Genomic DNA, 14129 nt, shown 5'->3' with positions numbered 1-14129 from the left:
TATCATAATTAAATTTTATATTTTATTAATGGATATAGCCATTTTTTTGAAATATTATACATTTGTTTTATATTTTTTTTGTCTAATTTTGAGATTATTTGTTTTACATATAAGTCTTTTTTTTCTCCTTTTATGTAATTATTACCTTGCCATTTTTTCAAAAAAATTTCATTAAATAAATTTTTATCCAAAATATTTTCTTTATTATAATATTTATAATACATATAATAACCTGTTTGAGTTATTATTAATGGTTTAGATATACCAATTAAATATCCTTTAATGTATTTTAACAAATATTTCTTTGCTGTTTTTTTTTTTAATTTTTTAAAAGACCAATTATTTTTATTAAAACCTATTATATCAGTTTGCATATTTTGATGATTATTAATTATACAAAAGCACAAATGTTCAAACCATAACTCAATGTAGTCATTAATGTTAACATTTTTAGGGACAACTTTAATAATTTTGTTTTTATATTTACGTTCTTGTAAAAAACCATGTAAATTATATTTGTTTATTTTTATTGAAAAATAATGTTTTCTATTTAAAACTTTTTTTATATTAATTTTGTTTACTAATTCCATTATTTTTTGTTTTTGATTGTTCCATAATATTTTGTCAAAGTTTCCTGATGGCAATACACCAAGTGATTTATATTTATGAAAAATATTTTTAGTACTTTTATTATTTAATTTTTTATTTAAAATTTGCAAATTGATATTATATTTATCTATATAGTTTATTAAATATTTATTTCTTTGATGTGAATTTCTTTTTTCAAAAAAATAAATGTTTAATGTTTTTTGAAAAAAACTTTTTATTGGGTTTTTCCAAAAGTTAATAAGAGAATTTAGTTCTATGTTGAAATCAATATTTTGTTTTTTTTTTTTAATATAAATGCTAATTTTTTTTAAGTTATCTAATTTGTTATCTTTTATTTTTTTGTTTTCTAAAAAAAAAATTTTATTTTTATTTTTTTTTTTTTCTTCATAAAAATTATTTAACAAATGTTTTTTAATATTATTTAACAAAAAATGTTTTTCATATTTATTATCATTTGTATAACAACTAAAATATATACTACATTTAGATGATAGTATGGATTGTAAAAATAAATAATTATTATATATTTTTGTTATATTATATAAATTTTCGTTACGTATATTTATTAAATCAAAAAAATTAATATCCGTTTTGTTTTTAAAAAAATCATTATTAAAACCTATAAATGATATAATTTTAAAAGGTATCAAAGTTAAATTTTTATTTTGAGAAAAAATAACAGAGTTAGTTTTGAATTTTGAATAATGATTTATATGTTTAATTTTTTCTATTAATATTTTTCTTAGCAAATTTATTTCAACTTTTTCGTATGAGTTAAACGAAAAATGATTTTTTATTATATCATCCCATTTTTTTGTTATTATTAATAAATATTTTTTGTTTTTTTTGTTTATGTAAAAAAAATCATGAATCAATTTTTTACATATATTACTCCATAGTTTTATGTATTTTTTTTTAGATAATAAAACATACCATTTATTTATAAAAAATAAAAATTCATAAAGTTTTCCAATTAACTCCGCTTTATATGTGTCTATCGTTTCTACAGGATTTATTCCTTTCCATAACCCATCTTTTTCTCTTAAAATAAATCCCAAAATTATTTTGTTTAAACCATCCTCCCAACTTCGATTTTGTATATTACAAATTTTTAATTTTTTTATTTGTTTTTTATTTAAAAAACATTTTATCCTTGAAGCTTTTATTATTAATGATAATATTTTTAAATCTTTTCTATTAATATCGAATTTTTTTGATATATGTGAAAATTCCAGTAATTTCATGATATCTTTAACGTAAAATCTGCTATCTGTAATATACATTAATTTTTCAAAAATATTTACAATCTCAAAATATTTGCTATCGTTTATTTGATCTAAAATATATGGTATACAGTAATTATTATAATATGATTGAAATATTGAATTTATAAAAGGTTTATATTTTTTTAGATCACATGATAAAATCAAAATTTGACGTGGTTCTAACTTTTTGTTTTTTTTTAATTGGTTAAACAAATATTTATTTAAATTTTTTAATTCTTTTTTTCTACTATTAAAATATTTGATTTGTAAAGAGTCATCTTTTTTTGATAAAGATATTTTTTTTATTATTTTATCTTTTTTATTGTTTATTTTAAAAATTTTTTTTTTTAATTTATACAAAATAGTTTTTTTATTTTTTTTTTTAAATAAAAAAACTATTTTTTTTTTATTTGTTGCTTGTAGTTCATATATTATTTTTTTTGTATATTTATACCAAATATTTATTGAAAAATATTTATTATAATAAATATTTTTATTTTTTAAAAAATCTTTACTTATATTATATATTAATATATATATTTTACATACTTTCTTTAATTCTTCTAATATTTTTAAATAATACTTAGGAATATAAAAATTAAATATTAAAAAAAATCTTTGTGGTAATTTTGTTTTTTTTTTTTTTATGTTTTTTTTTAACATAAATAATAACTGACTAAAATTATATCTAAGTTTTTTATTATTTATAACATGTTGCCATACTTTACATTGTAATATTTCATTTTTGTCTTTAAAATTACAAATATTTTTTTTTTCCCAATTGATTACGATATTTGGTGAAAAGATCATATATCTGTAAAAAGTTTCAGCAAATAATGAGGAAATTTCCCAATATTTCATTAAATTTTTTTTGTGTATTTTTTTAAGTAAACTCCATATTTTTTTATTGTACATAATATTACATTTCATAATATTTTTACTAAAAAAATATTTATGTTCTTTTCCTAAAAAGAAACAACTATATATATATGAAACAAAAGAATTTATAGTTAATAATTTAATATTTGCAAAAATATTTATGTTTTTTGCTATCAAAGATTTTAAAAAAAAGTTTATTTTTTTATCTGGTGTTATAAAAATTTCTTTATCAAAAACATTGTTTAAAGGCTTTTTTTTAATAATTTTGCATATTTTTTTTAAAGCATTTTCTAAATCATAAGAAAAATAGAAATAAAACATAAAAGTTACCATTTTAAAATATATTTATATAAAATTATTTAAAAATAATATCTATTATCTAATAATAATATTATTATATTTATTTCTATAATATTATTTTTAAAATAATAGATAATACATTTTTATTAAGAACAATATTTAATTTTTATATTTTTATAATTAGTAAAATATTTTTTTTATATAAAAACAATTATAAATATAAAAATAATTGTTTAAAAGTTATATAATATTTTATATAAATAAAAATTTATATTTTTATCATAATCTATTTATTGAATTAAAAATATCAAACAAAAAAAACATTTTTTTTAATATAGATTTTTGACTTTTACGTATCCATACTCTGGGATCATAATATTTTTTATTAGGTGAATTTTTATCTTGAGGATTACCTAATTGTGATTTTAAATAAGGTTTATATTTATTATAATATTCCAAAATACCATGCCAGATAGACCATTGTATATCAGTATCTATATTAATTTTTACCACACCGTAACTTATGGATTTTTTTATTTCATTTACACTAGATCCAGACCCTCCGTGAAACACGAAATTTACTGGATTTTTTTGTAAGTTGTATTTTTTACTAACAATTTTTTGTGATTTTTTTAAAATATCAGGCGATAATTTAATGTTACCTTTTTTATATACACCATGTACATTTCCAAAAGAAGCAGCTATCGTAAAATTTGAGTTTATTTTTTTCATATTTTTATAAGCGTATAAAACTTCTTTTGGATGTGTATATAATTTAGATATTTCTATATTACTATTATCCACACCATCTTCTTCGCCTCCGGTACATCCTAACTCTATTTCTATGGACATTTCTATTTCAGACATTTTTATAAAATAATCTTTAGATTTTTTAATATTAAATTCTATATTCTCTTGAGAGAGATCTATCATATGAGAAGAAAACAGAGGAGTTTGTTTTTTCAAAAAATATCTTTTACCTTCTAATAACATTCTATCTAACCATGGTAAAATTTTTTTATTACAATGATCTGTATGTAATATTACAGGAACACCATATATTTTAGATATTTTATGTATATATTTAGCTGCAGATATCGCTCCTAAAACACTTTTCTCTATTTCTGAAACATTTTTTATACCATAACCAGAAATAAATTTTGATCCACCATAAGATAGTTGTATAATAATAGGTGATTTTGCTATAGAAGATGCTTCTAAAACCGCATTTATTGAATCTATATTTATACAATTTATAGCTGGTATTGCAAAATTGTTCTTTTTTGCAATATTAAAAATCTTTTGAATATCTTTTCCAAATAAAACACCTGGGTTCATATAATTCAATATTTTAGACATTAATTATCTCTGTTAAAAAAATTATTTTTAATATTATTAATTCAATGTTTTAAAAAAATTATTTTTTTTTTCTAGCATATATATTGCTGGTAATTTTTTACCTTCTATAAAAGACAAGAAAGCTCCTCCACCAGTAGAAATATAAGATATTTTATCTTTAATATTAAACATGTCAATTACAGACAAGGTATCACCTCCCCCAGCTGTGGAAAATGATTTGCTTTTAGCTATAGCTTGAGCTATTTTTTTTGTTCCTTCACAAAAATTTGAATTTTCAAAAACTCCTACTGGTCCATTCCATAAAATAGTTTTTGCTAGTTTTATTTTTTGTAATATATTAATAATACTTTGTTTACCAATATCCATTATTTCTTCATGTTTTTTTATTTTATTTACTTTTTTTATCTCTATATTTTTGTTCAAAGTATTTATTACTTTTGAATCTACAGGAATGCAAATATTATATTTTTTAAGCATTTTTTTTGCTTTTATTATTAATTCTGGTTCATGTAAAGATTTTCCTATTTGATTATTAACAGCAATAAATGTATTTGCTATTCCTCCTCCTACAATTAAAGTTTGTGATATTTTAGCCAATTTTTTTAATAATTTAAATTTTGTTGAAACTTTTGATCCTCCAACTATAGATATTAAAGGTTGCTGAGCATTGTTTAATATTCTAGATAAATTTTTTACCTCTGAAATAAAAAGTGGTCCAGCACAAGCAATTTTTGCAAATTTAATTACTGCATATGTCGATGAATGTTTCCTATGTGAAGTAGCAAAAGCATCCATAACAAATACATCACATAATTTAGCATATTGTTGTGCTAGACTTGTACTATTCTTGGTTTCTCCTTTATTAAATCTTACATTTTCTAAAACTATAATTTCTGAATTTTTAATAGATAAGCCCTGTAAGTAATTTTTCACCAATTTTAATTTAAAACCTTTAATTTTTTTTTGTAGATAAACAACCACAGGTTTCAAAGAAAAAATAGGATTGTAAATTTCTTTTTTAGGCCTACCTAAATGAGACATAATTATTATTTTAGCATTTTTATTTATAGCTAATTTTATAGTAGGTAATACAGCGCTAATACGAGCATATGATGTAATTTTCCCTTGTTTGTTTATTGGAACGTTTAAGTCTAGTCTAATAAGAACTCTTTTATTTTTCAAATTTAAACTAGACATATTAAGTATATTCATGATTATCTCTATTTTGTATATTTAATATTTATATTTTAATTAAAATATTTTTATATTATTTATTAATTTTTTAAAATATATTTTAATATATACAAATTAAAGATAATTATTTTAAAAGATTAATATATTAAATATACATATAATAACTCCTTTAGATATTTTTTTCTACAAAAAAAAATATTTTTTTTTTAAAAATTTAACCATACATGCAATCCATCTAAAAACATTTGTGTTGACAACATAACTAAAATTAATCCCATTAATCTTTCTAATGCATTAACTCCTTTTAACCCAAACAATTTAAAAAAATAATTAGATGACAAAAGTATTATAAAAGTGCAAAACCAAGAAATAATTAATGATACAAATAAGCAAAAAATATTTTTTTGATATTTATGTGATAAAAGCATTAAAGTTGCTAGCAAAGATGGACCAGCTATTAATGGTATAGCTAAAGGAACTATAAAAGGCTCTTCTTGTAATATTTTTTTATTACTTTTTGACGGAAAGATCATTTTAATAGATATTAAGAATAAAATAATGCCTCCTGATATAGAAACTGTTTCAGTTTTTATATTCAATATTCCTAAAATTTTTTCTCCTTCAAACAAAAAAAATGTCATTATTATTAAAGATATAAACATTTCTCTTATCAAAATTATTTTTTGTTTTTTAGGATTAACATTTTTTAAAATAGAAATAAAAATAGGTAAATTTCCTAATGGATCCATTATTAATATAAGCAATATTGTTATTGAAATTATTTTTATCATTTTTTTTATTTGTTTTTATATATTATTATTTAATATATATAAGATAATTAATAAAAACATTTATTATTAAGAAAATATATAATAATATATATATGTATTTTTTATAAAAAATTTGTCAAATTTTTAAATTAAAACAATTGATTTAAAGGAAATATATGAAAAAAGTAGGTTTTATAGGTTGGAGAGGAATGGTAGGTTCAGTATTATTAGAAAGAATGAAAAAAAAAAAAAATTTTGAAAAAATAATACCCATGTTTTTTTCTACAACTCAAAAAGGAAAAAAAATATTTTTATCAAATAATAAAAATAAAAATACAATAGAAGACGCGTATAATATAGATTTATTAATGTCTAACGACATTATTGTAACTTGTCAAGGTAGTTACTATACTAAAAAAATATATTCAAAAATTAGAAATAATGGATGGAATGGTTATTGGATAGATGCTGCATCATATTTAAGAATGAAAAATGATTCTACGATAGTTTTGGATCCGATAAATTATGATTTAATTTTAAAAGATATTGATAATGGAATAAAAAATTTTGTTGGTGGAAATTGTACTGTTAGTTTGATGTTGATGTCTTTAGGTGGTTTAGTAAAAGAAAAATTGATAGATTGGATATATTTTTCTAGTTATCAAGCTGTTTCTGGAGCAGGAGCATCTGCTATGTTAGAATTGATAAAACAAATAAAAAAAATATCTAATAATATTAACATCAAACATAAATTAAACTTCTCTACTAAAAATATTTTATCTATAGAAAAAAAAATTACTAAAATTAGTCAGCTAAAAAAATATTTACCTATAAATGTTTTTAAAATACCTATTATTTGTAATACAATACCTTGGATAGATAATAAAATGGAAAATGGACAAACTATGGAAGAACATAAATCAATATCCGAAACAAATAAAATACTTGGTTATAAAAAAAAAAAAATACTTGTAGATGGTAATTGCGTACGAATTAGTGCATTAAGATGTCATAGTCAATCATTTATGATTCATTTAAAAAAAGATATTTCTATATCAAGTATATATAATATAATTAAAAATAATAACAAATGGGTTAATATAATACCTAACGAAAAAGAACAAACCATTGAAAAACTAAATCCTATAAAAGTTAGCGGTACTCTAAATATCCCTATAGGAAGAATAAGAAAATTAAATATAGGAAAAAAATATATATCTGCTTTTAGTGTAGGAGATCAATTACTTTGGGGAGCTGCTGAACCTATAAGAAGAGTTTTAAAAATAATTCTAAAAAATATTTAAATATTATTAAAATTATTAAATTTAATATATAATTTTTTAACAAATCATATATTAAAATTATTTATTTTTTTAATTATATATTTATACGGAATTTTATTAACATCTATTTCTAATAATTTATGATTCATAAAATGACAAAAATTTGGAATATCTTTTGTAGTAGTAATATCATCAGAAAAAACTAATAATATATGGCCAGAACCTATTTCTCTTATTTTTTTTCTAAGCATCATAATTGGTTCTGGACATCTTAAACCAATTAAATTTAGTATATATTTATTTTTATTTTTTTTTTTTTGCATTTTATTTTACGAATATAATTTAGTTTTTATATAGCTTATTTTTTTTTATGAAATTGTCAACTATTTTTGGCAACATTCCTGTACAAGATTTGTTTTTTTTATATCTTTTCCTAATATTACTAGATGATATATTAACTTCAAAATTATTAAAAACAAAAATTAGTCCATTTTTATTTTTTAAAAATTTATATATATCATATGTAATAAATTTTTTTATTTTTTTTTTTATATTTTTGTAAATTTTGTTTTTTCTTTTTATTACTAAAATATTACATATTTTTAATATAGATTCCCATTTATACCATTTATAAAAATTTATCAAAGAATCGTAACCCATTAAAAAATATATATTTTTTTTAATTTTTTTTTTTATTAAAATTATTGTATTTATAGTATATAATTTTTTTTTATTTTTTACCTCTAATAAATTTATTTCAAATTTTTTTTTTATAGCTAGTTTTAACATTTTAACTCTTTTTTTACAGGATATTTTAGTTTTTTTTTTATAATATGGTTGTTTATTTGGCAAAAATATTATTTTTGAACATTTAAAATAATTATATATATAATTTGCTGTAAATAAATGACCATAATGAATAGGGTTAAAAGTACCTCCAAATAATATATACATTTTTTTCTCTTTTATTTATTTTTTATTACATTATTTTTAATTTAAAATTAGAGTTAATCTTTGCAAATACAACCAACTATGATTAATGAAATTTTTTTTTATTATTATTTCTATTTTAGTTAATACGGAAATGGATTTATAAACTTTTTCTATGTTATTTTTTATTAATGCTTTATTATATATATATTGTTTATTTTTCCATATATTATTTTTTTTAAAAAAAGTATAATAATTTGGTTTATCTTTTTTATACATTTGTAATAATATAAATAAATCTTTGTATAAAATTTTAGATAAAAAAAACAAATTGTAATTTTCTTTATAAATTTTTTTAGCAATTTTTATAGATTTATTTTTTTTTCTTAATAATATAGAATTAACCCATTCAAATGGTTTATATATAGAATCACTTTTGATAATACATTTAATCTTTTTTTTTGTAATATTTTCATTAAGATATATAAAACTTAATGATTTTATTATTTGATATAAAGCAAAAAAATTACCTTCATAATATTTACATAAAATTTTGTAAACATTTTCATCTAATTTTAAATTTAAATTATTAGCTTTTTTTTTTATCCAGCAACTTAAATTGCTTTTACTTGGTATATTACAGTTTATTTTTAATATTCCTTTTATATTATTTTTTTTTATGTTATTTAAAATATTTACATTTTTTTTATCAATATTTAATAAAATGAAATTTTCTTTATTTTTTATAAAAAACAAATTTTTTATTTTTTCAAAAAAAATTATTTTACAATTGTTATTAAATTTTATATGAATTATTTTTTTTTTATTAAACAAACTTTGACTTTGACTTAATAATATTAATTTATCCCAATTTGTTTTTGCATTTATATCAATATTAATAATTATATCAAAACCTAATGATTTAGCTATTTTAAATATTTCTAATTTTGTTTCATTAATTATTACTTTATTATCTCCTGTTATTAAATATAATAATTTTTTTTTTTTATTATATTTAATATTATAAATATCTTGATGATTTATTTGTATCATTTTATTTTTATACCTATATATTTAATTCTATTTCTCAATAACAAAATTTAATACTTTATTTGTAATATATATAATTTTAATTATTTTTTTACTTTTTAAATAATTTTTAATAATTTTTTTTTTTAATATTTTTTCAAGTAATTCTTTTTTACTAATGTTATTTCTTTCTTTTGTTACTATTTTTTTTTTGCCATTAATTTGTATAACAATATTTATTTTATTTATTATATATAATTTATTATATTTAGGCCATTTAACATCATCTATTGTAGAATTAATATTAATTTCTTTCCATAAAAAAAAAGTAATATGAGGAGCAAATGGATATAACAAAATTATTATTATTTTTAATGAATAAAATATTAGCTTCACATCTTCATTGTTTTTAGGTACTTCCTTATTCAATTTATTAAAAAATTTTATTATAGAAGATATTGCTGTATTAAAAGATTGTTTTAATTCTATATCTTGAGAAACTTTATAAATTGTTTTATTTAACTTTGATAACAATTTTCTTTGATATTTATTGTATTTAAAGTTTTTTGCAAGATTAATTTTTTTATTTTTTATGTAAATGTATTTATATGTTAAATTCCATAATTTATTAAGAAAACGAGACATACCTTTCAAACCATCTTCATTCCATTCTAATGAATTTTCTACTGGTGCTGCAAATATTATAAACAATCTTAAGGAATCAGAACCATATTTATTAATAATATATGTAGGATTAATACCATTATTTTTTGATTTAGACATTTTTTTTATGCCATCAAAATATATTTTTTTATTATTTATTTTAGAAACCATAGAAATTATTTTATTGTCATGATTTTTTTTAATAATTATATTTTTGTAAGATATCCATTTTTTTTCTTTTTTATTATTTAAATAATAAAATGTTTTAGATAAAACCATACCTTGACACAATAATTTTTTTATAGGTTCATCACCTTCAACTAATCCTGCATCTCTAAGTAATTTATGAAAAAATCTAATATATATTAGATGCATAGTAGCATGTTCTATACCACCTATGTATTGATCTACAGGTAGCCAATATTTTGCCAAATTAGGTTCAATCATAATATTTTTACAATTATAAGATGTATAGCGTGCATAATACCAAGAAGATTCCATAAACGTGTCAAAAGTATCTTTTTCTAATTTTATTTTTTTTTTGTTTACAAAAATTATTCTTCTTTTGTTTTTTTTATATGTAAATTTTGGTAAATTTTTAAATGATATAGGTTCTATTTTTTTTTGTATGTTTACTCCCATAGGTATAGGTGTACCCCACGGTCTTTGTCTAGAAACACACCAATCTTTTAATTTGTATACTGTTTTTTTTTTTCCTATTTTTGACTTTTTTAATATTATTGATATCTTTTTGCAAGCATCATAGTAATTTAATTTATTAAACTGATTTGAGTTACATAATATACCTTTTTTTGTTAAAGCTTTGTTATTTATAATAGGTATTTCCCCATTATTATCTAAAATAACAGGTTTAAAATTAATTTTATATTTATTAGCAAATATTAAATCTTTTTTATTGTGTGCCGGTACTAGCATTATTGCACCTGTAGCATAATCTATATCTACATAATTAGATATCCATACAGGTAACTTTTTATTTTTGAGAGGATGTAAAGCTAATAATTGTGTTTTTATTCCATAAACTTTTTTTTTTTTTAAAAAATCTATTTTTTGTTTATTTTTATCAATATTTTCTAAAAATATTTTTATTTTTTTATTATACAATGATACTTGTGTAGATAATTTATGTTCAGGAGCTAAAACAATAGCTTCTGCTCCCATTATTGTATCTATTCTAGTAGAATATATTAATATTTCTTTATTATCTAAAGTTTTTATTTTTAATTCAAAACCAATGGATTTTCCAATCCAATTTTTTTGCATTAATTTTATTTTTTTAGGCCAATGTTTTAGTTTTTTTAAATCATCAAATAATTCTTTAGCATATTTATTTATCTTTATAAACCATTGCGGTATTTTTTTTAATGTAACTTTATTTTGGCAACGCCAGCAATTACCATTAATAACTTGTTCATTAGCTAACACTGTTTTATCTTTTATACACCAATTAACAAAAGAAGTTTTCTTATAAGCTAATTTTTTTTTATACAACTCATTAAAAAACCATTGTTCCCATTTATAATATTTTTCATTGGAAGTTTTAATTTCTCTAGACCAATCATATGAAAAACCCATTTTTTTTAATTGTTTTCTCATAGATTTAATATTGTTATTAGTCCAATCATTAGGATTAATATTGTTTTTTATAGCAGCTTCTTCTGCTGGTAATCCAAATGAATCCCATCCTATAGGATGTAATACATTTTTTCCTTTCATTCTATTAAATCTAGCTATTATATCACCGATAGTATAATTTCTTACGTGTCCCATGTGTAAATCACCAGATGGATACGGTATCATAGATAAACAGTAATATTTTTTTTTGTTAGTTATTTCTTTTACATGAAAAGTTTTATTTTTTTTCCAGTGTTTTTGTACATATAGTTCTATTTTCTTATGATTATATTTTTCTTGCATTTTAATAACCTATTTTTTATTTTAATTACAAACATTAAAAAATATTTGTTTAATAAATTTTTATATATTTAATATAATATTTTTTTAAAAATAAGGATTATTATAACCTAATTTTTTCATAATTTTTATTTCTAACTTTTCCATTATTTTTCTGTTGTTAAATGAATTATGTTTAAATCCCAGTAAATGTAAATATCCATGTATTGTAATGTGAGCCCAGTGCTCGACAATATTTTTTTTGTATTTTTTAGCTTCTTGACTGATTATAAATGGACACATAACAATATCACCTAATAATTTATTATTTATGAAATCAAAAGTATTAAATGGAAAGCTAATAATATTGGTTGCTTTATTTTTTTTTCTGTATTTTAAATTTAATTGAGTTATTTCTTCAACATTAGTTAATCTAATTGTGATTTCATTTTTTATATAAAAAAAATTATATATATTTAACCATGTTAAAAAGTTTTTTTTTTTGGTATATATTTATAATTATTTTTACAGTCTAATTGCAAATTAATTTTTATTTTTTTATTCATTTTAATATTTAAATGTTTTTTTTTTATAATTTTTATTATTATATTAATATACCTTTAAGTGAATTTACATGTACACCTGTTATTTTTATATTAACAAACCTTCCTATTATTTTTGAATTACCATAAAAATTAACAACTTTATTGTTATCTGTTTTGCCAGATAATTGTTGTTTGTCTTTCCTAGAAAAACCGTGGACTAAAACTCTTTGAATTGTTCCTATCATACTTTTATTCCACTTTATTAATTGTTTTTGTAAAATATTTTGTAATTTGTATAATCTATTTTTCTTTTCTTGCACAGAAACATTATCTTTCAACCTTAAAGAAGGAGTACCTGGTCTAGGTGAATATATAAAACTGAAACTAGTGTCAAAATTTATTTCTTGAACTAATTTAATCGTTTTTTCGAAATCTTTTTTTGTTTCTCCTGGGAATCCTACTATAAAATCTGATCCTATTCTTATATTTTTTCTTGCTATTGATAATTTATTTACAATTTTTTTATATTTTTTAATATCATAACGTCTTTTCATTAGATTTAGTATTTTATTAGATCCACTTTGTATAGGTAGATGTAAAAAACTAGATATTTTTGATATATTTTTATATACGTCTATTATATCTTCATTAAAATCCATTGGATTACTAGTAGTAAAACGTATTTTTTCAATTCCATCAATATTAGATATTGCTGTTAATAAATCAGCAAAACTATAAATTTTTCCATTTATTGTTTTACTTTTGTAAGAATTAACATTTTGTCCTAATAAATTTATTTCTTTAACTCCTTTTTTTGACATTTGATTAATTTCTGAAATTATACTATTCATAGGCCTACTTTCTTCTCTACCCCTTGTGTAGGGTACTATGCAAAAAGTACAATAATTGTTACAACCTTCCATGATAGAAATTAATCCTGTAACACTTTTTACATTTAAATTATATATTTTTTTTTTATATTTTGAATTTATTGAATCAAATTTAATGTTGATACTACTTTTTTGATTTTTGTAAAAATTTTTTATCATAAAAGGTAATTTATGAATATTTCTTGGACCAAAAATAATATCAACATAGTTAGCTCTTTTCTTTATTTTCAATCCTTCTTGAGAAGCTACACATCCTCCTACAGCTATTAAAATTTTTTTGTTTTTGTTTTTTAATATTTTCCACCTACCTAATTGGTCAAAAACTTTCTCTTGTGCTTTTTCTCTTATAGAACATGTGTTTAAAATTAAAATATCAGCTTTTTTTTCATCAATTGTTTTAATATATTGATTTTTATTTTTTAATATGTTAATTATTATTGAAGAGTCATATTCATTCATTTGACATCCCCAAGTTTTAATATATACTTTTTTCATATTA

Annotated in this window: 11 protein-coding genes; 1 reads left to right on the top strand and 10 read right to left on the bottom strand. The window is 18.9% G+C overall.

What is annotated here, in order from left to right:
- Nucleotides 1–8 precede the first annotated feature (8 nt).
- From RJX39_RS01610 to RJX39_RS01595, 4 genes are all read right to left on the bottom strand, one after another.
- A complete protein-coding gene (locus tag RJX39_RS01610; protein ID WP_343192498.1) occupies nucleotides 9–3074 on the bottom strand; it encodes an exodeoxyribonuclease V subunit gamma in 3066 nt (1021 codons plus the stop codon).
- Nucleotides 3075–3332: 258 nt separating this feature from the next.
- Entirely contained in the window at nucleotides 3333–4412 is a 1080-nt protein-coding gene (gene fbaA, locus RJX39_RS01605) for a class II fructose-bisphosphate aldolase (RefSeq protein WP_343192497.1), read from the bottom strand.
- Nucleotides 4413–4448: 36 nt separating this feature from the next.
- Nucleotides 4449–5624, bottom strand: a complete 1176-nt coding sequence (locus RJX39_RS01600; protein WP_343192496.1) for a phosphoglycerate kinase — start codon at nucleotides 5622–5624, stop codon at nucleotides 4449–4451.
- Between the two features lie 188 nt (nucleotides 5625–5812).
- Nucleotides 5813–6397 (bottom strand): YhgN family NAAT transporter, encoded by a 585-nt coding sequence (locus RJX39_RS01595; RefSeq protein ID WP_343192495.1) that lies wholly within the window; start codon nucleotides 6395–6397, stop codon nucleotides 5813–5815.
- A gap of 155 nt (nucleotides 6398–6552) precedes the next feature.
- On the opposite strand from RJX39_RS01595, the gene asd reads away from it, so the two are divergent.
- Nucleotides 6553–7680: an aspartate-semialdehyde dehydrogenase gene (gene asd, locus RJX39_RS01590; protein WP_343192494.1), complete on the top strand. Its 1128-nt coding sequence runs from the start codon at nucleotides 6553–6555 to the stop codon at nucleotides 7678–7680.
- 44 nt (nucleotides 7681–7724) lie between these two features.
- Here asd and tusA read toward each other — a convergent pair whose 3' ends face one another.
- The 6 genes from tusA to miaB form a co-directional block, all read right to left on the bottom strand.
- A complete protein-coding gene (gene tusA / locus RJX39_RS01585) occupies nucleotides 7725–7982 on the bottom strand; it encodes a sulfurtransferase TusA (protein ID WP_343192493.1) in 258 nt (85 codons plus the stop codon).
- A gap of 19 nt (nucleotides 7983–8001) precedes the next feature.
- A complete protein-coding gene (gene nadD / locus RJX39_RS01580) occupies nucleotides 8002–8613 on the bottom strand; it encodes a nicotinate (nicotinamide) nucleotide adenylyltransferase (protein WP_343192492.1) in 612 nt (203 codons plus the stop codon).
- Between the two features lie 36 nt (nucleotides 8614–8649).
- Entirely contained in the window at nucleotides 8650–9642 is a 993-nt protein-coding gene (gene holA / locus RJX39_RS01575) for a DNA polymerase III subunit delta (protein ID WP_343192491.1), read from the bottom strand.
- Nucleotides 9643–9669: 27 nt separating this feature from the next.
- Nucleotides 9670–12219, bottom strand: a complete 2550-nt coding sequence (gene leuS, locus RJX39_RS01570; protein WP_343192490.1) for a leucine--tRNA ligase — start codon at nucleotides 12217–12219, stop codon at nucleotides 9670–9672.
- An 84-nt stretch (nucleotides 12220–12303) separates the two neighbouring features.
- Entirely contained in the window at nucleotides 12304–12639 is a 336-nt protein-coding gene (gene ybeY / locus RJX39_RS01565) for an rRNA maturation RNase YbeY (RefSeq protein ID WP_428994319.1), read from the bottom strand.
- A gap of 160 nt (nucleotides 12640–12799) precedes the next feature.
- Nucleotides 12800–14125 (bottom strand): tRNA (N6-isopentenyl adenosine(37)-C2)-methylthiotransferase MiaB, encoded by a 1326-nt coding sequence (miaB, locus tag RJX39_RS01560; protein ID WP_343192489.1) that lies wholly within the window; start codon nucleotides 14123–14125, stop codon nucleotides 12800–12802.
- Between the last annotated feature and the right edge of the window lie 4 nt (nucleotides 14126–14129).

Source organism: Buchnera aphidicola (Taiwanaphis decaspermi) (assembly GCF_039405155.1).
In the GTDB taxonomy this organism is placed as follows: domain Bacteria; phylum Pseudomonadota; class Gammaproteobacteria; order Enterobacterales; family Enterobacteriaceae; genus Buchnera_M; species Buchnera_M aphidicola_B.
The sequence above is the reverse complement of the archived record's forward strand: the minus strand, read 5'-3'. Positions and strand labels throughout refer to the sequence as shown.

Coding starts and splice junctions, on each gene's coding strand:
- tusA (WP_343192493.1), bottom strand. CDS start 7,982: ATGCAAAAAAAAAAAAATAAAAATAAATATATACTAAATTTAATTGGT.
- RJX39_RS01600 (WP_343192496.1), bottom strand. CDS start 5,624: ATGAATATACTTAATATGTCTAGTTTAAATTTGAAAAATAAAAGAGTT.
- asd (WP_343192494.1), top strand. CDS start 6,553: ATGAAAAAAGTAGGTTTTATAGGTTGGAGAGGAATGGTAGGTTCAGTA.
- holA (WP_343192491.1), bottom strand. CDS start 9,642: ATGATACAAATAAATCATCAAGATATTTATAATATTAAATATAATAAA.
- fbaA (WP_343192497.1), bottom strand. CDS start 4,412: ATGTCTAAAATATTGAATTATATGAACCCAGGTGTTTTATTTGGAAAA.
- RJX39_RS01610 (WP_343192498.1), bottom strand. CDS start 3,074: ATGTTTTATTTCTATTTTTCTTATGATTTAGAAAATGCTTTAAAAAAA.
- RJX39_RS01595 (WP_343192495.1), bottom strand. CDS start 6,397: ATGATAAAAATAATTTCAATAACAATATTGCTTATATTAATAATGGAT.
- leuS (WP_343192490.1), bottom strand. CDS start 12,219: ATGCAAGAAAAATATAATCATAAGAAAATAGAACTATATGTACAAAAA.
- nadD (WP_343192492.1), bottom strand. CDS start 8,613: ATGTATATATTATTTGGAGGTACTTTTAACCCTATTCATTATGGTCAT.
- miaB (WP_343192489.1), bottom strand. CDS start 14,125: ATGAAAAAAGTATATATTAAAACTTGGGGATGTCAAATGAATGAATAT.